Genomic DNA, 25,573 nt, shown 5'->3' on the forward strand with positions numbered 1-25,573 from the left:
GCGGCGTTCGGCGGGCGGCGGGCGGCGGGCGGCGGGCGGCGGGCGGCGTCAACCTGCGGTGTCAACGGCCGGCGTCAACCGGGCGAACACGAGAGCGGTGGTGTTACCCGAAAGAAGGACAAGCGGCCCAAACCCACCGGGCGGAGGGTTTGGGCTGCCTACGGTCGATGACGTGACCACCGGCCAGTTCCACCCCGTCGATCCGTCCCCGGCCCTGCGGGCGTACGGCGCCTGCGTCGACGGGCTGTTCACCTACTGCCTGTCCGTGCTCTGCGACCACGACGCCGCCACCGCGGCCGTGCGGGAGGTCCGTGACCTGGCCCGTCGCCACGGCGAGCGGCTCACCGAACCGGCGCTGCTGCGCGCCTGGCTGTACGCGCTGGCCCGGCACCGCTGCCTGATCCGGCTGAACGGCACCGGCACCCCCGCGGCGGAGACGCCGTCCGAACCGGGCGTGCTCCGCGAGCGGCGCCGCGAACTCGCCTCGCTGGCCTGGCCGGAGGCGGCCGGCACCGACCCGGAGCAGCGCGAGGCACTGGAACTGGCGGTCCGGCACCGGCTGGAGACCGGGGAGGTCGCGGCGGTGCTCGGCATCACCCCCGAGGCCGCCACCGCGTTGCTGGACGCCGCGGGCGCCGAGGTCGGCCGGACCAGGACGGCGCTGCTGGTGCTCGGCGTGGGCTGCTGCCCGCAGCTGGCGCAACTCGGCGGGGTCGGCGCGGAGTCCTGGCGGGGCTGGGTGCTCGGCGCGGCGCTGCGCCGGGAGCTGGTGCTGCACCTGGTGGACTGCCCGACCTGCCGGGGCACCGCCGAGCGGGTGGCGGGCCAACTCGGGCATGGCCTGGCCGGGCTGCCGGGCCTGCCGCTGCTGACGGCGCCGGCCCGGCTGCGCCCTGCCCCGCCGACCGGCGGCACCGCGTTCCTGTCCGGCGCGGCGGCCGGTCGGCGGGCCGCGCAGGGCCTGGCCGGCGGCGAGCCGCAGTTCGACCGGCGTGGCTTCCCCCGGCACCGGGTGGTGGTACCGCAGCGCAGCTCGGCGGTGCGCCAGCGGGTGGTGACCACGGGCGTGCTGGCGGCGGTGCTGGCCGCGCCGGTGGTGGCGCTGTGGAGCGCGCACCAGGGCGGCGGCCCGGACGACCGGGCAACGGCCGTGTCCTCGGTGCGGGTGGACGCGCCTGCGGACCGCCAGGAGGCACAGCCGGCCGTGGCGCTGCCGCCGGCGGTGAGCTCCCTGCAACTGGCGGGCGCGGTGGCCGCAGAAACGTCCCTGCCGCCGGTTCAAGGTCCGGCGTTGGCGGCGCCCGGGCACGGCGGGTCCCGGTTGTCCGGCCCGGCACCGACCGCCGACCCGGCCGCGCCGTCCGCCGCCCGGGAGCAGTTGACCGTCGAGGCCCGCGAGTACGGCAGCCGCACGGTGCTCACCCTGACCAACTCCGGCGACACCGCGCTGGCCTGGCATGCCGTGCTGGACGTGGACTGGCTGCGGCTCAGCCGGGACGACGGCATCCTCGCACCGGGCCAGCGGATCACCGTCACCGTGACGGTGGACGGGGCCCGCGCCCCGCAGTCCCAGTGGACGGCGCACCTGGCACTGCCGCCGTCCACCGCCGTGGTCACCCTCGAAGGCGGCGGCACCGAGACTCGTGGGATGCCCACACCCGGGACGCCGACGCCGACACCCACACCCACGCCGACACCCACGCCGACACCGACGCCCGACGCCACGCCGTCCTCCACGGGGAGCCCGAGTCCGTCGGCCACGCCCACCGCTTCGCCGTCCTGACGGGGCGCGCGGGGGTACCTCCCGGCCCGGCGGGGCTGGGGGAGAACTGCGCGACAAGCGCAAGGCCCGTCCGCAAGGTCGCGATCACGTGCAGGTCATTGTCCTGCGTCGCGATCTGGCTGGGGGGTGCCTTCCGCTTCGCGCAGTTCCCCGCGCCCCCCGGTTCGCATCCGCTGCCGTCTCCCGGCCCCAAAAGACGTGCGTCAGCGCGGACGGATCGCCGGGAGGCGGTAGCTGCCGTCGAGGACCGCATCCTGCGGCTGGTACATCCGCACCATCGGGCGGAAGCCGGAGGACGGGGTGGGCAGCCAGTTGGCGAACTCGGCGGCGTCGGTGGGCTGTCGGTGCTGGAGGTAGAGGGTCAGCGAGCCGTCGGGGGCGTACACCAGGCCGGGGGTGCGGTCGCCGATCGAGTACCGGTCGATGTCGTTGGGGACCAGCAGGTACTCGGGGGTGTCGTACATCGTCACCGACCAGAACGCGCTCACCGGCGGCGGCTGTTCGAAGCGCAGCGTGTACGAGCGGGCGCCGTCCAGCGGGTGGCCGTCGGCGTCGTGGTAGGTGGTGGCGTAGGCGGCCTCGTAGGCGTGGTTGCCCCACAGCGCGGTGCGGGCGGCGACGGCGCGGGTGAGGTAGGTGGCCCGGCGGTCGGCGACCTTCCACTGCGGTTCGTCGCGGGTGCCGGGGCCGAGGTGGTCGAGGTTGTAGTCGAACAGGTGCAGGTTGACGGTCCATTCGCCGGTGGGCTCGACGGTGCCGATGCTCGCGGCCTCGACTCGTTCGCGGCCCGCGGCCAGGCCCTTGGCGAGCGACTGCGTCCACTCGGCGGGGCCGTCCAGGTACGGGGAGCGGCCCCGGTCGAGCAGGCCGATCGGGGCGAAGCGGTGCTGGAACTCGACGTCGGCGGGGGCGGGCGGGAACGCCGCCGTCCACACCCGCAGCCGTTCCAGGAAGCCCAGTTCCTCGGGTACGCCGGTGGCCGGCTCGGGCAGTCCGGCGAGTTCCCGTCCCGTTTCGACCGGGGTGAGCGTCAACTCCCTTTGCAGCGCCCGCACTCGGGGCAGGTCCTCCGGGCCGGCGCAGGCGTGGCGGGCCGCGATCGCCGCCACGGTGGTCGGCGCGGTGATCACCGGCACGCCCTCGGGCGGGGTGCCCCGCCAGTGCGGCGGGGTGATCAGCCAGGTCTGCTCGGCAGTGCCGGACGAACGGCGGCCCAGGTAGGCGAAGTTGTTGGTCCAGGCGTCGATGAACTGCAGCACGTAGTAGGCCCCGGCGGAGTCCGGGACGTGCAGCAACAGCGGGCCGCCGGACAGGTCGAGCAGGGCCACCGAGTACACCGTGTCGTTGTTGATCGACACGAAGTGCGAGTCGGGAGTGGCCAGTTCGGTGCCGTGCCCGAAGGTGTTCCAGGCGGTCGGGGGGACCGGGCCCATGCCCCGCCGGTGGATGGTGTCCACCATGGTCAGGTCGGCGACCAGCGGGTAGCCGTACACGAAGGCCTCGGCGGCCAGCATCTCGGGCGTGGCGTCAACCATGGCGAACGTCCTTTTCTGCTCGGCGGGTTCAGCGGGGAGTGGGGGTCGGCAGCTGCCAACTGCCGTTCAGCAACGCGGGCTCGGGCCCGTACGCGCGCACCACGACCTGGTACGGGCCGGCCGGGGCGGGCAGCCAGTTCGCCAACTCGGCCGGGTCCGTGGGGCGTTCGTGCTGGAGGTACAGCGTCAGCGAGCCGTCGGGGCCGTACACCAGGCCGGGGGTGCGGTCGCCGATCGAGTACCGGTCGATCTCGTTGGGCGCCAACTGCCGTTCCGGGAAGCGGTACATGGTCGCCGACCAGAAGTACTTGGCCGGCGGGAGCTGCCCGGGCCCGAAGCGCAGCACGGTCGGCAGCCGGCCGCCCGCCTCGGACTCCCAACCGCCGTACCAGGCCTCCTCGGTGGGCAGTCCGTACAGGCCGGTGAGCGCGCCGCACGCGCGGTCCAGGTACCGGGTGCCGAGCTGCTCCCGGGTGCCGAACAAAGAGCTGCCGTCGGCCGCGCCCCGGGCCGCCGCGGCCAGTTGCCCGCGGCCGTCCGCCACGCCCGCCAGCATCGCCGACCGGACCTCGGCGGACAGCGCGGCGGGCTCGAAGTCGCCGGAGCCCACGCCGAGTTCGGCCAGCTGCTCGCGCAGTTCGGCTTCGGCGGGCAGGACCGGGACGAAGCCCAGCAGGAAGTCCAGGACGGTGAAGAACTCCAGCGTTCCGAGCACCTCCTCGCCGCGCCACACCGGCCACACCGGCTCGGCCGCCACCGGCCGCGGGGTGCCCAGGTGCTCGCTGAGCGGCATCAGCCGGTATCCGGCCTGCACCCGTTGCAGCGCCGGCACGTCGGCGGGCCCGGCCAGGTACGTCCGGGCGACGATGCCCACCAGGTTGGTGTCCGTCCGCACCACCCCGTCGAAGCCGGCCGGCGGATCGGCCCGGTGGCCGGGGCCGGAGATCAGGTGGCGGCCGCCGCCGTTGCCGGTGGTCCGGGTGCCGATGAAGCCCGCGTACACGGTGTCCAGGTCGTGCACCGGCAGCACGTGGTACCGGTCGGTGGCGGGCACCTCCAGTACCCACGGCTCGGCCCGCAGGTCGAGCCACGCCCAGGAGTACGGCGTGTCGTTGTTCGGCGTCACCACGTCCGTGTCGGCGGGGGTGAACGGACGCGAGTGGTGCCGGAACACTCCGAAACCCCCGATGTACCGGGGGTCCGCCTCGTCGATCGCCTGCGGGTGCAGCGTCGCGTAGTTCGCCAGCATCGGGTAGCCCCGGATCCACGCCTGCGCCGCCGTCCGCCGGACCGCCGCCGGATCCAGCCTGGCCGGGCCGCCCATGCCGTCCACCCATCTTCCGCAAAAGGGATCATTCAGACATACCGGTACACCGGGGATGCTATGCGGCCGCCGCCCGACCTGCGCCCCGACCCTCCGACGCTTTCTCCTCTGCCTGCAGCTAAGAGTGCGGATGACCGGCCGCCGGAGCGGACACGCTCTTCCCATGGACATCCTTCTGCTCGGCGGTTCCAAGTTCCTCGGCCGCGCCTACGCCGCCGAGGCACTCGCCCGCGGCCACCGCGTCACCACCTTCAACCGCGGTGTCAGCCGCACCGACCTGCCCGGCGTCGAGGCCGTCCACGGCGACCGCACCTCGCTCGACGACCTGCACCGGCTGGTGGACGGCCGACAGTGGGACGCGGTGATCGACACCTCCGGCCAGCAGCCGCACGACGTCGCCACCACCGCCCGGCTGCTCCGCGACCGGGCCGGCCACTACGGCTTCGTCTCCTCCATCCACGCCTTCGCCGACTGGCCCGCCCTCCCGGTGGACGCCGGCTCCCCCACCCTCGAATGCGCCGGTGACGTCGGACCGGACCAGCCGTTCGCCAACGCCCTCAAGGCCGGCTGCGAACGCGCCCTGCTCGACAACTTCGGCCCCGCGACGATTCTCAACTGCGGCCTGCTGATCGGCCCCCACGAGCCGATCGGCCGCCTGCCCTGGTGGCTCGACCGGATCGCCCGCGGCGGCCGCGTGCTCGCCCCCGGCGCCCCCGAGAACCCGCTCAGCCTGATCGACGCCCGGGACTTCGCCGCGTTCGGCCTCGACCTCGCCGAGACGGGGGCGACGGGGCGGTACGTGACCACCTCGCCGATCGGGTCGGCGACGACGGGGGAGTTCCTGGAGGCGTGCCGCGCCGCGACCGGATCGGACGCGGAGTTCGTCTGGACGGCCGACGACACCCTGCTCGCCGCGGAGGTCGCGCCCTGGGTGGAGCTCCCGCTCTGGGCCCCCGTGACCGACGGCTGGCACGGCACCTGGCAGGCGGACCCGGCGACGGCGATGGCGGCGGGGCTGCGGATCCGGCCGCTCGCGGAGACGGTTCGCGACACGTGGGCCTGGCTGGAGGGCGGCGGGCGCGCGGAGGTGGCCTACCGGCAGCTGGACACGCCGTTGGGGATCGACCCGGCGAAGGAAGAGGCGCTGTTGGGAGGATGAACATCCGGGGGCGCGGGGACTTGCGGGCGGCAAGGAGTGCACGCCGGCTGGGTCGCGATCACGTGCAAGTCATTGTCCTGCGTCGCGATCTCGCGGTTGAGTGCCTACCGCTTCGCGCAGTTCTCCCCCCAGCCCTGGCGGGCCGGGAGGTACCCCCACGCGCCCCTGTCTTCGCACCCGCCTGCTAGTAGCTGCGGCGGGTCACCAGTTCTGCCAGGACGAGGAGTTCGTCGGTGGCGGTCGGGTCCGGGATGGCCGCGGCGAGGTGGCTGATGGCGGTGGCCATCCGTTCGCAGCTCTCGCCCTGGGCCCAGGCGCGGCCGCCCGCGTGGTCGACGGCGGTGGCGGCGGCCTCGAGTTCGGTGGGGCTGAGGGGGCGGCCGGAGGCGTAGAGCGCGGCGAGTTCGGCGCCGGCCGTGGTGCCGGAGGAGAGCGCGTGGACGACCGGCAGGGACTTCTTGCGGGCGGCGAGGTCCGCGCCGACGGGCTTGCCGGTGACCGCGGGGTCGCCCCAGATGCCGATCAGGTCGTCGATCAGCTGGAAGGCGAGGCCGATCTCGCGGCCGAAGGCGTCCATCGCGTCGGCGGTGGCGGCGTCCGCGCCCGCGTACAGGGCGCCGAGTGCGCACGCGCAGCCGAGCAGGGCGCCGGTCTTGCTCTCGGCCATGGCGAGGCATTCGGCGAGGGTGACGTCGGAGCGCTGTTCGAAGGAGCAGTCGGCCTGCTGTCCGGCGCAGAGTTCGACCACGCAGTCGGCGAGGCGCCGGACGGCGGCCGCGGCGGCGGGGTGGGAGTCCTCGGCAAGGACCCGCAGGGCGAGCGAGTGCATGGCGTCGCCGGCCAGGATCGCGCCGGTGGTGCCGAACACCCGCCAGGCGGTGGGGCGGTGGCGGCGGGTGTGGTCGCGGTCGAGGACGTCGTCGTGCAGCAGGGTGAAGTTGTGCACGAGTTCGACGGCGGCGGCGGCCCGGACGGCATCCTGCGGGCGGCCGCCGACGGCCTGGGTCGCGGCGAGCACCAGGGCGGGACGGATCGCCTTGCCGGCGCCGGCCGCGCTCGGGGTGCCGTCGGACTCCAGCCAGCCGAAGTGGTAGCCGGCGATCTGCCGCATCGAGTCCGGGAGGGTGTCCACGGCGTCGCGCAGGGCCGGGTCCACCGCGGTGCGGGCCCGGCCGAGCAGGGCGAGCGCCTCGGCGGTGGCCGAGGCGTCCGCGACGAGCAGGGTGTCCTCGCTGTGCTGTCCGCGTTCGGACACGGTGATGGCCATGGTGAGTCCTCCCCCTGGGCCCGCCCCGGGTGCGGGGCGCGGCGGATCTCCGCGGCGGCCGAGTGCCGGCGCGGTCGGCGGGCCGGCCCGGAACGGCGGGCCCGCCGCGCGGTCGGTCGGGTCGGTCAGTCGTGCCAGTTGGCGACGTCCACGTTCTCCAGCACGCCGATGGCGTCCGGCACGAGGATCGCGGCCGAGTAGTAGGCGCTGACCAGGTAGGAGATGACCGCCTTCTCGTCGATCCCCATGAAGCGGACGTTCAGCCCGGGCTCGACCTCGTCGGGCAGCTTGCTGGGGCGGAGGCCGACCACGCCTTGGTTGTCGTCCCCGACGCGCATCGCCAGGATCGAGGTGGAGCCGTTCACCACCGGGATCTTGTTGCAGGTGAAGATCGGGACGCCGCGCCAGGTGGGCACCGTCCTGCCGTCCACCTGCACCGTCTCCGGGTACAGGCCGCGGCGGTTGCACTCGCGGCCGAAGGCGGCGATCGCCTTCGGGTGGGCGAGGTAGAACTTGGTGCTGCGGCGGCGGCAGAGCAGCTCGTCCATGTCGTCGGGGGTGGGCGGGCCGGAGTGGGTCTGGATCCGCTGGCTGTACTCGGCGTTGGTCAGCAGGCCGAACTCCGGGTTGTTGACCAGCTCGTGCTCCTGGCGTTCGCGCAGCGCCTCGATGGTCAGCCGCAGCTGGTGCTCGGTCTGGTCCATCGGCTTGTTGTAGAGGTCGGCGACCCGGCTGTGCACCCGCAGCACCGTCTGGGCGACGCTCAACTCGTACTCGCGGGGCGCGAGTTCGTAGTCCACGAAGGCGGTGGGCAGGTCGTACTCGCCCTCGTGGCCGGCCGACATGCCGATCTCCGCCTCGCCCTTGCGGTTCTGCGGGAGCCGGGAGTCCGCGACGTGGGCGAGGATGTGGTCGCGCAGCGCCTGGGAACGGTCCGCGAGTTCCTGGAAGGCCGGCCAGGACAGCACCATGACCGTTCCGGCGGTGGCCGCCTTGACGCTGTAGGGCCAGCGGCGGTCGGCGACGGTGAGCGCCTCGTCGCCGATGTGGTCGCCGTCGGCGAAGGTGCCGAGCACGGTGGCGTCGCCGTACCGGCCGGTGCCGATCTTGTCGACCTTGCCGTGCGCGACCAGGTACACCTCGTCGATCTCGCGGCCCTGCTCGATCAGCAACTCCCCTGCCGCGAAGTCCCGTTGAACGAACCGGCCGGCCAGCTCGGTGAGCAGCCCGTCATCCTCGAAGCCGCGCAGCACCGGCACCTCGCGGAGCGTGGGCGGGACGACGGACACCTGCCGGCCGGTCTGCACGAAGCTCACCCGGCCCCGGCCCACCGCGTACGACAGCCGCCGGTTCACCCGGTAGGTGCCGCCGGAGACCTCCACCCAGGGCAGGGCGCGCAGCAGCCAGCGGTTGCTGATCTCCTGCATCTGCGGGGCCGACTTGGTGGTCGACGCGAGGTTCTTCGCGGCCGCCACCGAGAGGCTGCTCTGCGGCCTCGACTGGGTGATTTCGGCGGTGGTTTCGGTCGTCATGTCCGAGGGGCCTCGTGATCGCATCGACGGCGGTTTGCGGCAACCATGCTGACGGTCGGTCAGGTCGCGCGGCAATCACTCGTGCGAGTGAATCAGGTGTGCGAGCCGAATGGTGCGACCAGCGCACTGGGTCGATCATCGTTCGATCCGCGCGAGCCTCCCGGCGCCCTTCCGCGCGCCCCGAACTACCCCTCGGGACAGCGGATTTCGAGACGTCCGCACAGCTCACCGCCCCGTTGTTCGAGTCGCTCCGGAACAGCGCTAAGGTGGCCCCACACCGCATGGTGACCGCCGCCACAGCGCAGGCGGACCGGTCGGTGACCTCCCATTGGCACGCCCTCCTCCGGGGAGACCTTCCGTGACCGCGCCCGCCCGCGTCTGGCTGAACCGCACCTACGCCGAGAACGTCTTCTTCATCGAGCTGCTGCGGTCCGCGCCGCGCCCGGTGCACGTCCTGGCCACCCACGTCGACCCCGACTCGCCGGTGCTCGCCGCCGCCGACCTCGGGCTGCTGGAACCGGACCGGCTCTCCGCCGAGAGTTATGTGGAATTCGCGCTGGAATTCTGCGCACGTCACCAGGTGGACGTATTCCTGCCCCGGCTGCACCAGTTGGCGATATCGCTGCGCCGCCGCGAATTCGAGGCGCTCGGCACCGCGCTGATCTGCCCGCCCGCGCCCGCCATCGCCCTGTTCGCCAGCAAGGCGGAGGGCTATCGCGCCCTCGACGCCGCCGGACTGCCCACCCCGCTGTGGCGGCACGCCGACACCGCGGCCCAACTGCTGCTCGCCGTCGAGGAGATCGAGGCCACCGGCGCCCCTGCCTGCCTGAAGCCCGCGAGCGGTGCCGGCGGCGAGGGCTTCAGGATCCTCACCCGCGAACCCTTCGGCCTCCACCGGCTCGCCGGGTACGTCGATGCCCGGGTCCAACTCGACCAGGTACTCGCCGCGTTGAGGTCCTCCACCGCGCCCGCCGACCTGCTGGTGATGCCCTACCTGAACGGCCCCGAGGTGTCGGTGGACTGCCTCGCCGACCAGGACGGGCAGCTGCTGGCCGCCGTCGGCCGCACCAAGCAGGGCCGCCGGCGCAGCTTCACCGCCGAGCCCCGCTACCTGGAGCCGGCCCGCCGGCTGGTCGAGCAGTTCGGCGTCGGGCACCTGTCCAACGTCCAGTTCCGGCACGAGGCGGGCGGTCGGCCGGTGATCCTCGACATCAACACCCGGCCGTCCGGCGGGCTGCACCAACTCCGGCTCTGCGGGCTCAACTTGCCTTCGGCCGCCCTTGAACTCGCGCTGGGTTCACGGCCGTTGCTTCCTGCGGTGGACGAACTCGCGCTCGGGGACTACACCTTGGTGTCGGGCATTCAGGCGGTCCTGCCGCGCCAGGCCGCGGCTCCCGCGCTGGAGCGGATCGACGGGGCGCTGCTGCGATAGCCCGCGCCGCACGGATCAGTCCGCCGGCCCCGACCAGTCCAGGGTCGGGGGCAGCACGCCCTCCAGGGTGAGCAGCCACCGCTTCACCTCCACCCCGTGCCACGCCCCACCGAAACCGCCCAGCCCGTCGGCCGCCACCACCCGATGGCACGGCACCAGCAGCGGCAGCGGGTTGGCCCCCATCATCTGCCCGACCGTCCGGGCCGGGATCCCCGGCTCGGACAGTTCTTCGAACACCCCGCTACGGGTGGCGAGTTCGCCGTACGTGATGGTGCGGCCGTAGGCAACCTCGGTCAACAGGCAACGGAGCACCGTCAGTTGGGGCCCGCTGGCGAACCGCCAGTCGATCGGCAGCTCCAACTCCCGCCGCCGCCCCGCGAAGTACTCCCCCACCCGGGCCTCCACCAGCGCCCGCTTGCGCGGATCCCCGCACTCCGGCACCCCCACCGGCCGCCCCGCGAACACCTCCCCCGCGTACGTCACCGCCGCCACACCGTCCGCCGTCACCCCGAACTTCATCGCCCCACTCGGCAAGGGCGTGGCAACGGTCACCCACGACAGCTCCATGCCGCCAACCTACCGGCTTCAGGAAACGGCGGGTGCGAAACCAGGGCGCGGGAGTTCCACCCCCTTCGGCTTCGCCCGGGAGCACCCCCGGCGCCCCCGGGTTCGTGCCCACCTGCTGTCGCACCGTGGGCGTCGGGTCAGAGGTGGTCGCGGAGGTAGTCCGCCAGGTTGTGGCACCAGGTGGCGAGTTCGGCGCGGTCCGGGGGGTCGCCGCCGGAGAGGGCGGCGGTCGCGGGGGCGGGGAGTTGGCCGGTCGCGGCGAGGCGGGAAAGGCCGGAGAGGACACCGGCGAGCCGTTCGGCGTCGGTGTGGCTGAGCATCACGAGTGCGTCGGTGTGGCCGATGGTCATGGAGCCGGGCATCGGGTTCTCCTCGGGTCGGTCCCCCCGGGTGGCTGCCCCCTTTTGTCCACGGTACGACCGGTGCGGTGGGCCCGCGCGAGCGCCGCTCGCCCGTTCGGCGCGCCCGGATGGCCGGGGGTGGCGGGCGGCAGGACGGTCGGAGGAGGTGTGTGCGGGTGAGGCAGGGGAGCGCAGATGGCAGAGCAGGCGACGCCCGGGATCCGTGAGTTGCTCCGCAGTCCCGGTTACCTGCGGTTGCTGCTGGTGTCCGCGCTGGTGGGTGTGCCGGTCTCGCTGGCGGCGTTCGGGTTCGTGAGCCTGGAGCACGAGTTGCAGCACTGGGTGTGGGAGTCGGCGCCGGTGGCGTTGGGGTACGGGCGGGCGCCGTGGTGGTGGCCGTTGCCGGCCTTGGCGTTGGCGGGTCTGTTGCTGGCGCCGATCGTGACCCGGATGCCGGGGCGGGGCGGGCACGTGCCGGTGCACGGGCTGGGCGGGCCGCCGACGCTGCCGGTGGAGGTGCCCTCGGTGGTGCTGGCGGCGCTGGCGGCGCTGCCGCTGGGTGCGGTGCTCGGTCCGGAGGCGCCGCTGATGGCGCTGGGCAGTGGCCTGGCGCTGCTGGCGGTGGGCCGGGCGCGGCCGGAGGCGAGTCCGTTGCTGGTGCCGATGCTGGGTGCGGCCGGCTCGACCGCGGCGATCTCGACGATCTTCGGGAGTCCGCTGGTGGCGGCGGTGCTGATGATCGAGGCGGCGGGTCTGGGCGGGCCGCAGCTGACGCTGCTGCTGTTGCCGTGTCTGCTGTCGTCGGGGGTGGGCGCGCTGGTGTTCACCGGATTCGGGCACTGGACGGGGCTGACGATCGGGGCGCTGCGGCTGCCGGAGGTGCCGAAGGCGTCGCTGCCGGATGCGGCGGATTTCCTGTGGGGGGTGCCGCTGGCGATGGTGGTCGCGGTGCTGATGGTCGCGGGGCAGACGCTGGGCCAGCGGTTCGCGGCGTTCACGGCGCAGCGCACGGCGGTGCGGACGGTGATCTGTGCGGTGCTGGTGGGTCTGTGTGTGACGGGGTACGCGGTGACGACGGGCCGGTCGCCGGAGGAGGCGGCGTTGTCGGGGCAGGCGACGCTGGGGCAGTTGGCGGCGGATCCGCAGGCGTGGTCGGTGGGGGCGTTGCTGGCGCTGGTGGTGTTCAAGGGGTTGGGCTGGGGGGTGGCGCTGGGGTCGCTGCGGGGTGGGCCGATCTTTCCGGCGGTGCTGCTGGGCGCGGCGCTCGGGGTGGCGGTGGGCGGGTTGCCGGGGCTGGGGGTGGCGGCGGGCCTGGCGGCGGGGTTGGCGGCGAGCACTGCGGCGGTGACCCGGTTGCCGGTGACGAGCACGGTGCTGGCGGCGGCGCTGCTGGGTGATCAGGCGGCGAATTCGCTGCCGTTGGTGATCGTCTGCGTGGTGGTGTCCTTCCTCACCGCGTCGTTCGTGCACCGGGTGACGGCGGACGCTTCACAGGGGCGGTCGGACTCGTCGCGGGCGGCCGGCGGGGCGACCGACTGATCGGTTGCCGGCCGCCGGGCGGCGAAGTTTGAGTCAAAACGATGAACCTTCGTCGAACCGGTCATGGACTCCTGTCGCACCGGCCACACCGCTCTCCCTCCCACCACCCGGGAGCAGGAGTGTTCATCGTTTTCACTACTGAAACCTGACCGCTCGCGAACAAGTCGGAAATGGACAAGGTGCGTACCCGCCCGGTCGGGCCCGGCCGACCGGCCGATCGCCGAGGAACCGCAGGTGGCACGGGCCGTGAGGGCGGCCGGCGGCCGCCCGGCGGGCAGGCGCCGACAGGTTGGCCAGGAGAGCACTCACCACATGGTGGGAAGCCGGGAAAAGTTGACCTCGGCGCCGAAAGCGAACCCCCGTTCGCAGCCGGCGCTCCGGCCGGGACACCGTTCCGGCCGAACCGACGAGCCCTCTGGAGGGGAACATGCGTAACGAGATCCTCGTGCAGCAGGACAGCGACCTCGACCTCGACCTTCGCATCGCGGAGGTCTCGGAGGAGACCCAGGCGTTCGGCCAGGGCACCTACACCTCCCCGAGCAGCTACGCCATCGGCACCCGCTGCCCCACCTGCTGCTGACGTCACGTCGGTAGACCACTTGCGCGGGGCGGGCTGCGGCCCGCCCCGCGTTCTTCGTTTCCGCAGATTCCCGCAGATTCCCGCCGGTGCCCGTCGGTGCCCGCCGATGCCTGCGGACGCCCGCCGTTTCCGACCGTGAGGGACACCACGAACGTGCGACCTGAGCAGGACCTGTTCGAGATCCGCGAGCCGGTGCTGGTGCGGATGGCCAGCACGCCCCGGACCGGCGCCGAGGCCCGGATCGACCCGGACGACCCTGTCCCAGGGGTGCGCCGACTGGCCGCGAACCCGCTGCTGCGGCAGGCCGTCGAGGTCGCCAGCGGCAGCCTCGCGCTCAGCCTGCAGCGCCTCGGCGAGCCCGACGGCGCGGCCGCGCTCGGCCGCAAGCGGACCGTCAGCGCCGCCCGCACCCTGACCCGCTACGCCCGCCGCTCGGGCGGCCGGCCCACCCCGTTCGGCCTGTTCGCGGGCGTCGGCCGGGCGAGCTTCGGGGCCGCCGCGAAGTCCTCGCCCGCCGGGGCCGGCCAGGTCCGGGTGCGGCTGGACGGCGGCTGGCTGCACCGCCGGGTGCTGGCCTGGCTGGCCGTGCCGGAGGTGCGCCGCCGGGTCGAGGTGGTGCTGGACGACCTGTCCGTGCTGCGTGACGGCCGCCTGCTGCGGCACACCGGCGAACGCGAGCTCTCGGTGCGGGACAACGCGCTGGTGGCCCGGGTGCGCGAACTGGCGGCCCGGCCGGTCGGGTACGCCGCGCTGCTGGACGACCTGACCGGGCGCTTCCCGCAGCTGCCCACCGAACGGATCGACGCGCTGCTGGCCGGACTCGTCCAGCACGGTTTCCTGCTGACCTCGCTGACCCCGCACCGGATCGACGACGCCCTGCTGACCCGGATCGAGTCCGCCGTCGAAGGGGCGGTGCCCGGCGCCGCCGAGGGGCTGCGCGCCGTCCGCGCCGCTGCGGCCGTCCATGAGCGCGACCGGCCCGGCGAGGGGCTGGAGTCCTGGCGGGCGCTGCTGCGCGAGGTCCGGGCGCTCGACCCGCAGGACCGGGCCGGGGAGCGGCCGCCCGTCCAGGTGGATCTGCGGATGCCCACCGATCTGGTGCTGCCCGAGGCGATCGGCGAGGAGGTGCGCCGGTACGCCGCCGCGATCTGGGCGATCACGCCCGAGTGGACCTCGCTGGAGCACCTGCGCGACTACCGGGAGCGGTTCGTGGAGCGCTACGGCACCGCGAGCGCCGTCCCGCTCGGCGACCTCGCCGACCCGCACCGCGGCCTCGGCCTGCCGTCCGAGTACGGCGGCGCGCTGCCCACGCACTCGCGGTCCGGGCCCGGCGACGACGCCGACCGCTCGCGCCGCAACGCCGTCGCCGAGCTCGTCCAGCAGGCCGTCATGTCCGGCCGGGACCTGGTGCTGGACGACGCCGACATCGCCCGGCTCGCCGACGCCGCCGGCCACACCCCGGGCAGCAGCCGCCCGCCGCGCACCCTGGAACTCTGCTTCCAGCTGCTCGCCGACTCCACCGACGCCCTCGACCGCGGCGAGTTCCTGCTGCTCGGCAGCCCGCACATCGGCTCCTGGACGGCCGGCGCCACCGCCGGCCGGTTCGCCGACCTGGCCGGGCTGACGGACGGCCTCGCCGCGCTCGCCGCCGGGCCCGACGAGTCCGCCGGGTCCCCCGAGAACGCAGTGCTGCCCGTCCAGGTCGAACTGGCCCCGCGCGACCCGCGCTCGCTGAACATCGTCCAGGTGCCGCAGCTGCTGCCGCACCGCCTGCCGATCGGGGTACCCGCCGACCGCGGCGACCCGCACTGCCTGGACTGGCGCACCCTGCTGGTCGCCGCCGGCGAGGACGGGCTGCGCCTGCTGCACCCGGAGACCGGCCGCCAGGTCGTCCCGGTCTTCCCGCACATGCTCGCCCTGGACGGGCAGGCCCCGCCGGTCGCCCGCTTCCTGTCCGACCTGGCCGCCGCCCGCCCCCGGGTGTGGTCCGGCTGGGACTGGGCGGGCCTGGACACCCTGCCCTACCTGCCCGCCGTCCGTTACGGCCGCGTCCTCACCACCCCGCGCCGCTGGCTGCCCGGCCGCCGCCTGCGCGACGCCGCCCGCACCGCCGGGCCGGCCGCCTGGGCACAGGGCCTGCGCGAGTGGCGCGAACGCTTCCGGGTGCCCGACCGGCTGCAGATCGCCAGCAACGACCGGATGTTCCCGATCGACCTGCGCGAGACCTGGGACGCCGAGCTGCTGCGCGCCGAACTCACCGCCCCCGAACCGCGGTTCCAGCTCTACCAGGACCTCACCGCGGACGGCGCCGGCCTCGGCTGGAACCACGGCCACAGCACCGAGATCGTCGTCCCGCTGTTCCGCGCCCCCGCGCCGGAGCCCGCCGCCGACGAGCGCCCGCCGCTCGCCAGGTCGGCGCTGCGCCTCACCCCGACCGCCGTCCATCTGCCCGGCGAGGACTGGCTGTTCGTCAAGCTGTACGCCGACCCGTCGGCGCACGAGACGCTGCTCGCCGACCATCTGCCCGCGCTGCTCGCCGACTTCGGCGAGGACATCGACCGCTGGTTCTTCCTGCGCTACCGCGACCCCGAACCGCACCTGCGGCTGCGCCTGCACGGCGACCCCACCGTCCTGAACGGCCGGGTGCTGCCCGCGCTCGGCCGCCGCGTCCGGCAGCTGATCGGCACCGGCGCGCTGCGCACCATGGCGCTGGACGTGTACCGGCCGGAGACCGACCGCTACCTCGGGCCGGACGCCCAGCAGGCCGCCGAGGAGCTGTTCCTGACCGACAGCCAGTCCGCCGTCCTCCAGTTGCAGGCCCGCCGCGCCGGGGCGGCCGCCGTGCCGGACGAGGTGCTGGCCGCCGTCGGCCACGCCGTGCTGCTGGACTCGCTCGGCGACTGGGACTGGTGCGGCTGGGCCGACCACCTGTTCACCAAGGGCCCCGACCACCAGGTCTACCAGCGCCACCGCGCCCTGACCGACCGGCTGATCCGCCCCGGCGACGCCGCCCGGCACGCCGCCGAACTGCTCGGCGTCCCCGCCCTGGGCACACTCTGGACGGACTCCCCCGCGCCGCGCGCCTTCGGCCGGCTGCTGCTGGCCGCGCCCGAGGCCGACCGCGACGAGGCACTGATGTCGCTGCTGCACATGCGCCACAACCGCCTGTTCGGCACCGACCCGGCCGCCGAGGCCCGCGGCTACGCCGTCCTGCGCGGCGCGGCCCGCGCCCTGCTGGGCCGCCGGGCCCACGCGGGCGGCACCTCGTGACGCCCCGCCACCGCCGTCCCGTCACCGTCCCCACCACCCGGAGCCCCCGTTGACCGTCACCGAACCCACCGCACCGTCGACGCACCGGGCCGAGCTGCGCGAGGCGGCCGGGGTGATGTCCGACCGGATCCTCGACAGACTCGCCGACCCGGCCGCCACCATCGCCGCCACCCGAATCCCCGCCGAGGCCGCCGACGACGGGGTGGCGGAGGGCGTGTGGGCGGAACTGACGCTCGGCAGCGGCAGCCCGGGCCTGTCGCTGGCGTTCAGCGGCGGCGCCCGGCCCGGCACCGACCGGACGGCGCGGGCACACGGCTGGCTCGCCGTCGCCACCCGGGCCGCCGCCGACGGCAGCACCACACCCAGCGGAATCTTCAAGGGCCCCGGGGCACTGGCCTTCGCCGTGCTGATCGCCAACCGGGCCACCGGAGGCTACACCACCGCCCTGCACCGACTGGACGCCTACCAGCGACAGTTGGTGCACACCGCGATGCCCGCCGTGCCGGACGGGCCGCTGACCACCATCGGCCACTACGAGGTGGTGCGCGGGATGACCGGCGTCGGCCGGTACCTGCTGGCCCGCGCCGAGACCTGCGGCGAGGAACTGGAGACCGTCCTCGGCTACCTGATCGAGCTGGCCCGCGGCGAGACCGAGCACCGCGGAGTACGCGTCCCGCGCTGGTGGGCGCTGGACTCGCCGCGGATCGGCTCCGAACACCTACTGCCCGACGGCCACCTCAACCTGGGCCTGTCGCACGGCGTCCCGGGCCCGCTGATGCTGCTCGCACTGGCCTGGCGGGACGGCATCCGGCTGCCCGGCCACCAGGAGGCACTGGAGAGCGCCGCCGACCTGCTGGTCCGCTGGGCGGTGCGGGACGAACACGGCCCGTACTGGCCGGGCTTCCTGAACCTCACCGAGTACCTGGCCGGCCCCGACGCCTACCGGAAGCCCGCCAGCTGGCCGTCCTGGTGCTACGGGGCGCCCGGCGTCTCCCGCGCCCTGCAGGTCGCCGGGGCCGTCCTCGACCGCCCCGACTGGACGGCGACCGCCCGCGACTCGGTGGAACGACTGCTCACCCTCCCGCTCGACGACTGGGGCATCACCGACCACGCCCTGTGCCACGGCTGGGCCGGCACCCTGCACCAACTGGGCCGTCTGAACGAGCACTTCGCGGATCCGCAGATCGAACAGCGGCGCGACCTGATCGCCGCCCGACTGATCGACGCCTTCGACCCGGACGCCCCGTTCGGCCTGCGCTTCAGCATGACCGCCAAGCCGTTCGCCTCCGACGTCTCCGGCTACCTGGACGGCGCCGCCGGCGTCGCACTCGCCCTGGACTCCTACGCCTCCGGCGGCACCCCGCACGACTGGGACATGCCGCTGCTCCTGTCCTGAACGCGCGTCGGAGCGGTACCCGCCCCCCCCGCGGGTACCGCTTCGAAGCCCCCCAAGCACGACGGCCCCCCTGCCGCCGTGCCACCCCCTTCCGTCAACCCCCGTGCCGTACCGGAGCAGCTCGGTACAGCCAGGAGAACGGCGGGCCCGTGGGCCGGCCGCCGGCGGGTGGACGGTCCACGACTCGGTCGTCGGTCCGAGTACCTCGTCCCGGTCGCGTTCCGATGAGAACAGCCTGCGGTGGGCCGATAACCGGCAGCTAACATCTCCCTCACGTGCACCGGTGGGCAGCCGGCGGGACCTGCACGCGGCACGGGGAGCACACGGGTGCGGTTCGGATTGCTCGGCAGTCTGCTGGCGCAGGACGGCGGGCAGGACTGCCCGGTCCGCGGCCCCAAGGCCCGCGCCCTGCTCGCCGTCCTGCTGCTGCACGCCAACCGGCCGGTCTCGCTCGATCGCCTGATCGACACCCTGTGGGGCGCCCACGCCCCCGCCACCGCCGAAGCCTCGCTCCGCAACCTGGTCGCCCGGCTGCGCCGCGCACTCGGCGACGAACCCGGACAACGCCTGCGGGCCGTCCCCGGCGGCTACCGGCTGGACGTCGCCGAGGACGAACTGGACACCCTCCGCTTCGAACGGGCGGTACACCGGGCCCACACCGCCCACCAGGCCGGGGACCTCCCGCAAGTCCTGGCCGAAACCGCCGCCGCCCTGGACCTGTGGCGCGGCGAACCGCTCGCCGACGTCCCGGAACCGGCCGCCGACCACGCCGCCCAACTCGAACAGTGGCGCGAGAAGCGACTGCAGGCCCTGGAGTGGCGCTTCGACGCCGAACTGCGCCAGGGCCGCCCGCACGGCCTGATCGCCGAACTCACCGGCCTGGTCGGCGAACTCCCGCTGCGCGAGGCCTTCCACGGCCAGCTCATGCAGGCCCTCGACCAGACCGGACGGCGCGCCCAGGCCCTCGCCGTGTACCAGCGGCTGCGCCGCACCCTGGTCGACGAACTGGGCATCGAGCCCGGCCCCGCCGTCCAGGAGGTGCACCGGCGCATCCTCGCCGACCCGCAGGCCCCGGCCGCCGAGCCCTCCGGAAGCCGCCCGAGACCGGCCCAACTCCCCTCCCCGCCCGCGCACTTCCTCGGCCGCGAGGACCAGCTCGCCACCCTGCGCAGCGCCCTGCTGACCCGCACCGGCCGGCCCGCCGTGGCCGTCCTGAGCGGCATGGCCGGCGTCGGCAAGTCCGCCCTCGCCCTGGCCTGCGCCAACGCGCTGCGCGAGGAATTCCCGGACGGGCAGCTGTTCCTGAACCTGCGCGGCGCCACCCCCGGCCTGACCCCACTGGGCGCCCTGCCCGCGCTCACCGCCCTGCTGCGCGGCCTCGGCATCGAATCCTCCGCGCTGCCCGAGGACCCGGACACCGCCGCCGCGCTGCTGCGCACCACCCTCTCCGGCACCCGCACCCTGCTGCTGCTGGACGACGCCGCCGACCTCACCCAGGTCCGGCCCCTGCTACCGGCCGGGCCTGGCTGCGCCGTACTGATCACCGGCCGCACCCCGATGCTCGCCCTGGACGGCGCCCTCCACCTGCGCCTGGACACCCTCTCCGAACGCGAGAGCATCGCCCTGGTCGAACGCACCGCGGGCCGCGCCACCGCCGACCGCGCCGTGGTCGCCATCGAACAGGCCGACCTGGCCCGGCTGGTCCACCTGTGCGGCCGTCTCCCGCTCGCCCTGCGGATCGTCGGCGCCCGGCTGGCCGCCCGCCGCACCCTGCCGGTCCGCGGCCTGGTCGGCCGGCTGGAGGAAGGCACGGACCGCCTCGACGAACTCGAACTCGACGACCTGAGCATCCGCCAGTCGCTCGCCCTGACCCACGACTCGCTGCGCGACTCCACCCGCCGGCCCGACCGGCGCGCCGCCGACGCCCTGCTCGCCGTCGGCGCCCTCGACCTGCCCGAATACACCGCCCCCCTGCTGGCCGGCGTCCTCGGCCTCACCCCCGCCCAGGCCGCCGCCGCCCTCGACCGCCTCACCGAGGTCGCCCTGCTCGACGAGCCGCGACTCGACCGCTACGTGCCGCACGACCTGGTCCGCGACTACGCCCGCGAACTCACCGCCGACCCCGAGCAGCGCATCCGGCTCACCCGCGCCGCACTCGACTGGTACCTGGCCGCGGCGTCCGCCGTGACGCTGGCCCTGGACGCGTCCAAGCACCCGGACCGAAACCTGCCTGCCGTCGCCCCCGGCGCGGAACTCGACCGGGACGCCGCGCTGGCCTTCGGCGACACCGAGTACGGCAACCTGCTGGTCCTGGTGGACCGGCTGGCCGACGAAGCGTGGGCCGCCGGACACCTGCTCCCGCTGGTGCGGGGGCTCTTCCCCTATCTCCGCACCCGCGGCCGCCACCCGGAACTCGCCCAGCTCAACCGCACCGCCCTGCGGGTGGCCAGGCAAGCGGGCGACTCCCCCGCCGAAGCGTACGCACTCGGCGACCTGGCCGGCGCGCACTTCGACGTCGGCCACTACCTGCCCGCGCTCGACCTGATCGAGCAGAGCGAGACGCTGTGGCGGCAGCTCGGCGACCGGCACCGGGAACGCAACGCCGCCGCCAACCGCGGCGCGCTGCTCTCCTCCCTGGGCCGCACCGAAGAGGCCCGGGCCGTCCTGGAACACGTCGCCGGACTCGCCGAGGAGTACGGCGACGCCTCCGGCGCGGCCACCGTCTACTGCAACCTCGGCAACCTGGTCGAGGCCACCGACCCGCACCTGGCCATCGCCTACCACCGCCGCAGCATCGAGGCCGGCCGCAGCGTCGGCATGACCGCGGCCGAAGTCTCCGGCCTGGCCAACATCGGCTACGCCTACCTCCGACTCGATGCCCACGACGAGGCCATCCACTACTTCGACGCCGCCCTCGCCTTCCCGCCCGGCACCGCCCCCTGGGACTTCCGCCTCGAAGCCCAGAAGGGCCGCATCGACGCCCTCCGCCGACAGGGCCGCCTCGCCGAAGCCCTGACGGCCTGCCACGAGCTCCTCGACTGGACCACCTCCATCTCCGAGGGCTACGGCACCGGCCTCGCCGAACACATCCACGGCCTCGTCCTGCGCGATCTCGGCCGCCACCGCGAAGCCGTCGCCGCCTGGCACACCGCCCTGGCCAGCCTCGCCAACGCCAACGTCAAACAGATCGCCGAGATCCACGCCCTGATCGCCGCCACCGAAAGCGCCTGACCCCACCAACCCCGAAGGGCCGGCCGCGGGATTCCTCCCGGCGACCGGCCCTCCGTCAACCTCCGTACCTGGAGCCCCCTGTCGGGTTCGAACCGACGACCCCCGCTTTACAAGCACCGCCCGAATTCTGACGGCACATGACATTCGCTGCCACGTGGTGGTGAACCCGCAGGTCGCCCGTGTGCGGCAGTCCTGGGCAGGCGAGCCCACCCCGGTTTGCTGTCGCACCGTCCGCTCACGCATCGCTCACGCAACAGAGCCGCCCGACAGCCGCTCCCCCGCCCAGCCCGCATCCAGGTCACTCCGACGTCAGATCCCTCTGACCACGACACGATCTCCGCAGAGAAGTCTCATGTCCTCCTCGTCGGATGTGAAGATCGTGACATCGCCACGCTGACGCAGCGCCACAGCGGCAAGAGCTGCGTCGATGGCGTACTTGTGCCCGTGCAGACCGGCGGTCTCCAGCAGCTCGATCGCCTCCCCTGCGATCTCCCTGGTCACCGGCTCGATGGCGATCTTGGAGAGGGTCCATGTCCAGGCGGCCTTCTTGACGCGCCCGTGATAGGCCTCGATGAGCGTCATCGACGTGGTCACGACCCGGATGCCGGAGCGATCCGCATCCTTCAACCGGGCACCCATCGCGCGGTGCCCGAGAACGGCTTGAGACAAGCCCTCACTATCGAGCAGGTAGACGAGCTCGGACATCAACCCGCCTTGCGATGCGGCACAGAACGAGCCTTGCGCTCCGCGTGCTGCCGTTGCAGCGCGAGCCTTTCGGCCTCAGCGAGCGCCAGCTCCGCGTCAGTCACCTCACCGTGCTCACCCTCCCACCAGCCGACGAACTCGTGCAGGTGGTCTCGCTCGCGCTGACGCTCTATGGCCTGCGCGACGTACCGGCTGAACCCGCCCGACCCCACCTCGGCGCGGATCTCCTCCGCCAGCTCCTCCGGCAGCGTCACCGTGTACTTCTTCGTTGCCATACCAGTCATCATACCGACCACCCCGAACGCGGGCAGGCCGACGCGATACCCCCCTGCGCGCCATCCCCCCGCTCACGCAAACGGCCCCGGACGAGTCGTCCGAGGCCGGTGATCAAGCCCCCAGAAGACCAAAGCTGCAGCTCATCCGGGGTGACGCGGGGAGCCCCCTGTCGGGTTCGAACCGACGACCCCCGCTTTACAAGACGAACCCGGATCATGACGGTACGTGACGCCTGATGCCGTGTGGCGCTGAACCCGCAGGTCAGCACCACGCGGTGGGTTTCATAATCCAGCTCCGGACGGCTTCTGCCACCCCATCCGCTCACGCATCGCTCACGCAGTCAAGACGCCCGAGCGAGCTGACCGGCGCGGGATGATCAGCAGCCGCGTGGTGAGCGAGTTGGCATGCAGGCGCGCAGCAAAGCTTCCCAACGTTGAGTGGGTCGTGGGGGACCCGTATCGCGGCCCAGACTTTCGCCGATCTACACACGCGCGGGCATCGGTCGCTCTAGGCTAAGCCCGAGCCGAAGGGGGATACGAGCTTGTCATCTCAGGTGGTGTCGTACGAGCTGGACGACACGAGTGTGGTGCGGTTCGAGATCGAGTCGACCGGCGACTTCCAGCCGGTGGGTGCTGACCAGATCGCTGGCCGAGTCCGGGAGGCCGTGAGACCGGCGGTGGATGCGGCACGCGCCGTCCTGGGCCAAGTCACTGAGATGAAGCCGGACGAGGTTGAGGTTAAGTTCGGCATCAAGGTCAATGGGACTGCAAACTGGCTAGTTGCCAAGGCAGCCAGTGAAGCCAACTTCGAAGTTACGCTCACTTGGCGCTCAAGTGACGAGGCGCCCGGAGCTACGGCAACCTCATGACGCTGGCTGAGCCGGGTGGGCCGACACCTGACTCGTCATTGTGGGTTGCTGCAGTTCACAGCAGTCCGGACGACCGAACTCCCAAGGGGTCCGGGTTCGTGGTGGACACCACCCGTGTCCTCACGTGCAAGCATGTCGTGGACAGAACTCTCGAGCAGGGGGGAACGCTCTGGGTAGCGTTTCCGCATGCTTGGGAGCTGGTCGAGGATCGGATCCGAGTAACTAAAGTCGTCGTACCTCCCCAGGCCAGGGACGACGATGTCGCGATGCTCCACCTTGAGCAGGCCGTGCCTGACGACTTGGTAGCCCAATTGCGCTGTCCCGATCGAGGCGACCTGCGCGGCCACGGCTGGTGGTCATTCGGGTTCCCCCAACAGTTGGCATGGGAAGGCAACTCTTCCTTGGGCACTGTCGGCGAAGAACTCGGTTACGGCGCACTCCGCCTGGACACCGAATCTCGCTTTCCGGTGGAGCCCGGCTACAGCGGGGCCGGACTGTGGTGCCCCTCATATGGGGCAATTGTCGGAATGATCGGGAAGGCTAGTCCCGCCACCAATACAGCAACGGCGCTTTCGCTGTCGTGGATTGACCGCTGCCTGGGCGACAGCGAAAAGGTGTCAGCCCTTGCCAGTCGATGGCGCGTTGAGGATGCCGGCCAGGATGCAGTGGCCTCTTGGGGCTGGACGCTGGAACGCGACCCGGAAGCAGGTCGACACTGGCGCCCGCGCGCCCGCGGCGTGAGCATAGACACAGAGCGGGGGTTTCGTTTTCGCGGCCGCACAGCAGCACTTACGGAAATTGTGAACTGGTTTGCGCGGGACGGAGAACGCCGTGCACTGGTAGTCACCGGCTCTCCCGGTGTAGGCAAGTCTGCGGTACTCGGCCGAATTGTGACCACCGCCGATGCGCGTATCGCAGCGGCGCTTCCCCCTGAAGATGCTGTCGTCAGAGCCCCAATCGACTCAGTGGCATGCGCCGTACACTCAAAGGGCAAAACGGCTCTCGAAGTAGCCACTGAGATTGCACGAGCCGCGTCAGCGGCCCTTCCTTCAAGCCCAGAAGATCTTCCTGGGGATTTGCGCGCTGCACTAAGTAAGCAAAATGGCCGGACATTCAACGTGGTGATTGACGCACTCGATGAGGCTACGACCCCAGAAGAGGCACGCACCATCATTTCTCGAATCGTTCAGCCATTGACGGAGACTTGCGCAGACATCGGAGTTCGAGTAGTCATAGGAAGTCGCCGACGCGATGAAGCCGGCGAACTAGTGGCAGCGTTCGGGCCAGCCGCTTACATCGTGGATCTCGACTCTCCTCAATACTTCGAGCGTGCCGACCTCGCGGCTTATGCGCAGGCCACACTGCAGCTCTTTGGCGATGAGCGACAAGGAAACCCCTACACAGATGATCAAGTTGCACATCCAGTCGCCAACCGAATCGCCCAAATTGCAGATGGTAATTTCCTGATCGCCGGCCTGGTTGCACGGACCCACGGGATGCACGACCGGGAAGCCATTACTGCAGAGCAGGTTTCCTTCACCCCGACCGTTGAGTCAACCCTGCGCGATTACCTTCGCCGCCTTCCACCGATCGACGGCGCTTCCGCAGAGGCCGTTCTCACTGCCCTTGCATACGCCGATTCTCCGGGATTCTCGTCCACGCTGTGGCAGACTGCTATCTTCGCAATTAGCGGTATCGAGATTCCCGAACAAAAGCTAAGAAGTTTTGCTCGCGGCCCGGCCGCAAATTTCCTTATTGAAACCAGCGACCACGCACGCACCGATACATATCGACTCTTCCACCAAGCACTCAATGAAGCGCTAATAATCGAGCGCACCCGTATAACCGACGAGCGTGCATTGTTTGATGCACTGCAGACACTGGGCCGAGCCACCGGATGGAACCAATGCCCGACTTATCTACTGCGGTCATTGGCAGGTCACGCGGCCCGCGGGGGATGCCTGGATAAGTTGCTGAGTGACGACAGCTACCTGCTTCATGCTGACCTGCATCGTCTAATTCCGCTAGCAGATCTCCATGCGTCAGCCAATACCCGGCCCCGAGCACGGCTACTGAGACTCACACCACGCGCGCTAAACGCGACGGCAAGTCTGCGTGTAGCACTCTTTAGCGTGACTGAAGCACAGCAAAGGCTAGGTGGATCTTACCGAGCCGCAGACTATCGCACACCATATCGAGCAGCATGGTCCACACTGCCTCCAACGCCCGAGAACGCCGTGTTTGAAGGCCACACTGACTCTGTTACGGCATTGTGTGCAGTGCATGTCGGGAACCGCCAGATGCTTGCCAGCGCCAGCGCCGACAGCACCGTACGACTATGGGACCCCGCAACAGGACGTCCCCAGCACACGCTAGAGGGTCACACGGACTCGGTCGTTGCGCTTTGCGCGATCCAGGCGGGGGGCCGCAGTCTCCTCGCCACTGCCGACGGCGGCGACTCTGAGTCCTACATTTATAGCGATACAAGCGCGGGCACACTTCGTCTGTGGGATCCCGCCACCGGGCACGCACTGCGAATTTTGGAAGGCCATACGGGCTGGGTTACCGCATTGTGTGCAGTGCATGTCGGGAACCGCGAGATGCTTGCCAGCGCCGGTGCTGACGGCGCAGTACGAATCTGGGAACCGACAACAGGCCGTTCCTATCTGACATTGGAAGGCCATACGGGCTGGGTTACCGCATTGTGTGCAGTGCATGTCGGGAACCGCGAGATGCTTGCCAGCGCCAGCACCGACGGCACGCTCATG

General features: G+C 72.2%; 18 protein-coding genes. 10 read left to right on the plus strand and 8 right to left on the minus strand.

Features of this window, described 5'->3' with window-relative positions:
• Window positions 1–172 precede the first annotated feature (172 nt).
• A complete protein-coding gene (locus ACZ6R9_RS01950; RefSeq protein WP_465535856.1) occupies window positions 173–1,783 on the plus strand; it encodes a BACON domain-containing protein in 1,611 nt (536 codons plus the stop codon).
• Window positions 1,784–1,986: 203 nt separating this feature from the next.
• On the opposite strand, the gene ACZ6R9_RS01955 is transcribed toward ACZ6R9_RS01950, so the two are convergent.
• Window positions 1,987–3,318, minus strand: coding sequence for a DUF1254 domain-containing protein (locus ACZ6R9_RS01955; protein WP_380484237.1), 1,332 nt, complete (start codon window positions 3,316–3,318; stop codon window positions 1,987–1,989).
• A 28-nt stretch (window positions 3,319–3,346) separates the two neighbouring features.
• Entirely contained in the window at window positions 3,347–4,642 is a 1,296-nt protein-coding gene (locus tag ACZ6R9_RS01960; RefSeq protein ID WP_380484487.1) for a DUF1254 domain-containing protein, read from the minus strand.
• Between the two features lie 163 nt (window positions 4,643–4,805).
• Here ACZ6R9_RS01960 and ACZ6R9_RS01965 point away from each other — a divergent pair, with 163 nt between their 5' ends.
• Window positions 4,806–5,801 (plus strand): NAD-dependent epimerase/dehydratase family protein, encoded by a 996-nt coding sequence (locus ACZ6R9_RS01965; RefSeq protein ID WP_380484235.1) that lies wholly within the window; start codon window positions 4,806–4,808, stop codon window positions 5,799–5,801.
• 184 nt (window positions 5,802–5,985) lie between these two features.
• Here the strand turns inward: ACZ6R9_RS01965 and ACZ6R9_RS01970 are convergent, their stop codons facing one another.
• Window positions 5,986–7,068 carry a family 2 encapsulin nanocompartment cargo protein polyprenyl transferase gene (locus ACZ6R9_RS01970; RefSeq protein ID WP_465535858.1) on the minus strand — a complete coding sequence of 361 codons (1,083 nt, stop codon included), beginning with the start codon at window positions 7,066–7,068 and terminating at the stop codon, window positions 5,986–5,988.
• 125 nt (window positions 7,069–7,193) lie between these two features.
• Window positions 7,194–8,600, minus strand: coding sequence for a family 2B encapsulin nanocompartment shell protein (locus ACZ6R9_RS01975; protein WP_465535860.1), 1,407 nt, complete (start codon window positions 8,598–8,600; stop codon window positions 7,194–7,196).
• A gap of 358 nt (window positions 8,601–8,958) precedes the next feature.
• Here ACZ6R9_RS01975 and ACZ6R9_RS01980 point away from each other — a divergent pair, with 358 nt between their 5' ends.
• Complete coding sequence (locus ACZ6R9_RS01980) at window positions 8,959–10,032, plus strand: ATP-grasp domain-containing protein (protein ID WP_465535862.1); 1,074 nt, start codon at window positions 8,959–8,961, stop codon at window positions 10,030–10,032.
• Between the two features lie 15 nt (window positions 10,033–10,047).
• Here the strand turns inward: ACZ6R9_RS01980 and ACZ6R9_RS01985 are convergent, their stop codons facing one another.
• Together ACZ6R9_RS01985 and ACZ6R9_RS01990 are read right to left on the minus strand one after the other, a co-directional pair.
• Complete coding sequence (locus tag ACZ6R9_RS01985) at window positions 10,048–10,584, minus strand: methylated-DNA--[protein]-cysteine S-methyltransferase (protein WP_465535864.1); 537 nt, start codon at window positions 10,582–10,584, stop codon at window positions 10,048–10,050.
• Between the two features lie 152 nt (window positions 10,585–10,736).
• Entirely contained in the window at window positions 10,737–10,961 is a 225-nt protein-coding gene (locus tag ACZ6R9_RS01990; RefSeq protein WP_380484225.1) for a hypothetical protein, read from the minus strand.
• A 174-nt stretch (window positions 10,962–11,135) separates the two neighbouring features.
• Here ACZ6R9_RS01990 and ACZ6R9_RS01995 point away from each other — a divergent pair, with 174 nt between their 5' ends.
• The 5 genes from ACZ6R9_RS01995 (at window position 11,136) to ACZ6R9_RS02015 (ending at window position 20,956) form a co-directional block, all read left to right on the plus strand.
• A complete protein-coding gene (locus tag ACZ6R9_RS01995) occupies window positions 11,136–12,479 on the plus strand; it encodes a chloride channel protein (RefSeq protein WP_465535867.1) in 1,344 nt (447 codons plus the stop codon).
• A gap of 427 nt (window positions 12,480–12,906) precedes the next feature.
• Window positions 12,907–13,059 carry an SCO0268 family class II lanthipeptide gene (gene lanA, locus ACZ6R9_RS02000; RefSeq protein ID WP_380484221.1) on the plus strand — a complete coding sequence of 51 codons (153 nt, stop codon included), beginning with the start codon at window positions 12,907–12,909 and terminating at the stop codon, window positions 13,057–13,059.
• A 204-nt stretch (window positions 13,060–13,263) separates the two neighbouring features.
• Window positions 13,264–16,329: a lantibiotic dehydratase gene (locus ACZ6R9_RS02005; RefSeq protein ID WP_465536779.1), complete on the plus strand. Its 3,066-nt coding sequence runs from the start codon at window positions 13,264–13,266 to the stop codon at window positions 16,327–16,329.
• 49 nt (window positions 16,330–16,378) lie between these two features.
• Window positions 16,379–17,725, plus strand: a complete 1,347-nt coding sequence (locus tag ACZ6R9_RS02010) for a lanthionine synthetase C family protein (RefSeq protein ID WP_465535869.1) — start codon at window positions 16,379–16,381, stop codon at window positions 17,723–17,725.
• 327 nt (window positions 17,726–18,052) lie between these two features.
• A complete protein-coding gene (locus ACZ6R9_RS02015; RefSeq protein ID WP_465535871.1) occupies window positions 18,053–20,956 on the plus strand; it encodes an AfsR/SARP family transcriptional regulator in 2,904 nt (967 codons plus the stop codon).
• 309 nt (window positions 20,957–21,265) lie between these two features.
• On the opposite strand, the gene ACZ6R9_RS02020 is transcribed toward ACZ6R9_RS02015, so the two are convergent.
• Entirely contained in the window at window positions 21,266–21,661 is a 396-nt protein-coding gene (locus tag ACZ6R9_RS02020; RefSeq protein ID WP_465535873.1) for a PIN domain-containing protein, read from the minus strand.
• Window positions 21,661–21,936 carry a hypothetical protein gene (locus tag ACZ6R9_RS02025; protein ID WP_380484212.1) on the minus strand — a complete coding sequence of 92 codons (276 nt, stop codon included), beginning with the start codon at window positions 21,934–21,936 and terminating at the stop codon, window positions 21,661–21,663. The genes ACZ6R9_RS02020 and ACZ6R9_RS02025 overlap by 1 nt, the downstream gene beginning before the upstream one ends.
• Window positions 21,937–22,493: 557 nt before the next feature.
• On the opposite strand from ACZ6R9_RS02025, the gene ACZ6R9_RS02030 reads away from it, so the two are divergent.
• Together ACZ6R9_RS02030 and ACZ6R9_RS02035 are read left to right on the plus strand one after the other, a co-directional pair.
• On the plus strand, window positions 22,494–22,805 hold the full coding sequence (locus ACZ6R9_RS02030; protein WP_465535875.1) for a CU044_2847 family protein: 312 nt from the start codon (window positions 22,494–22,496) through the stop codon (window positions 22,803–22,805).
• Window positions 22,802–25,573: trypsin-like peptidase domain-containing protein (locus tag ACZ6R9_RS02035; RefSeq protein WP_465535877.1), on the plus strand; the 2,772-nt coding region annotated here is incomplete at its 3' end. The genes ACZ6R9_RS02030 and ACZ6R9_RS02035, both read left to right, overlap by 4 nt.

The organism is Kitasatospora sp. NPDC048662 (assembly GCF_055587065.1).

Bases quoted from the DNA above. Each gene is read 5' to 3' on its own strand.
- ACZ6R9_RS01955 (WP_380484237.1), bottom strand. From the start codon at position 3,318: ATGGTTGACGCCACGCCCGAGATGCTGGCCGCCGAGGCCTTCGTGTAC.
- ACZ6R9_RS01960 (WP_380484487.1), bottom strand. From the start codon at position 4,642: ATGGGCGGCCCGGCCAGGCTGGATCCGGCGGCGGTCCGGCGGACGGCG.
- ACZ6R9_RS01965 (WP_380484235.1), top strand. From the start codon at position 4,806: ATGGACATCCTTCTGCTCGGCGGTTCCAAGTTCCTCGGCCGCGCCTAC.
- ACZ6R9_RS01970 (WP_465535858.1), bottom strand. From the start codon at position 7,068: ATGGCCATCACCGTGTCCGAACGCGGACAGCACAGCGAGGACACCCTG.
- ACZ6R9_RS01975 (WP_465535860.1), bottom strand. From the start codon at position 8,600: ATGACGACCGAAACCACCGCCGAAATCACCCAGTCGAGGCCGCAGAGC.
- ACZ6R9_RS01990 (WP_380484225.1), bottom strand. From the start codon at position 10,961: ATGCCCGGCTCCATGACCATCGGCCACACCGACGCACTCGTGATGCTC.
- ACZ6R9_RS01995 (WP_465535867.1), top strand. From the start codon at position 11,136: ATGGCAGAGCAGGCGACGCCCGGGATCCGTGAGTTGCTCCGCAGTCCC.
- lanA (WP_380484221.1), top strand. From the start codon at position 12,907: ATGCGTAACGAGATCCTCGTGCAGCAGGACAGCGACCTCGACCTCGAC.
- ACZ6R9_RS02005 (WP_465536779.1), top strand. From the start codon at position 13,264: ATGGCCAGCACGCCCCGGACCGGCGCCGAGGCCCGGATCGACCCGGAC.
- ACZ6R9_RS02020 (WP_465535873.1), bottom strand. From the start codon at position 21,661: ATGTCCGAGCTCGTCTACCTGCTCGATAGTGAGGGCTTGTCTCAAGCC.
- ACZ6R9_RS02025 (WP_380484212.1), bottom strand. From the start codon at position 21,936: ATGGCAACGAAGAAGTACACGGTGACGCTGCCGGAGGAGCTGGCGGAG.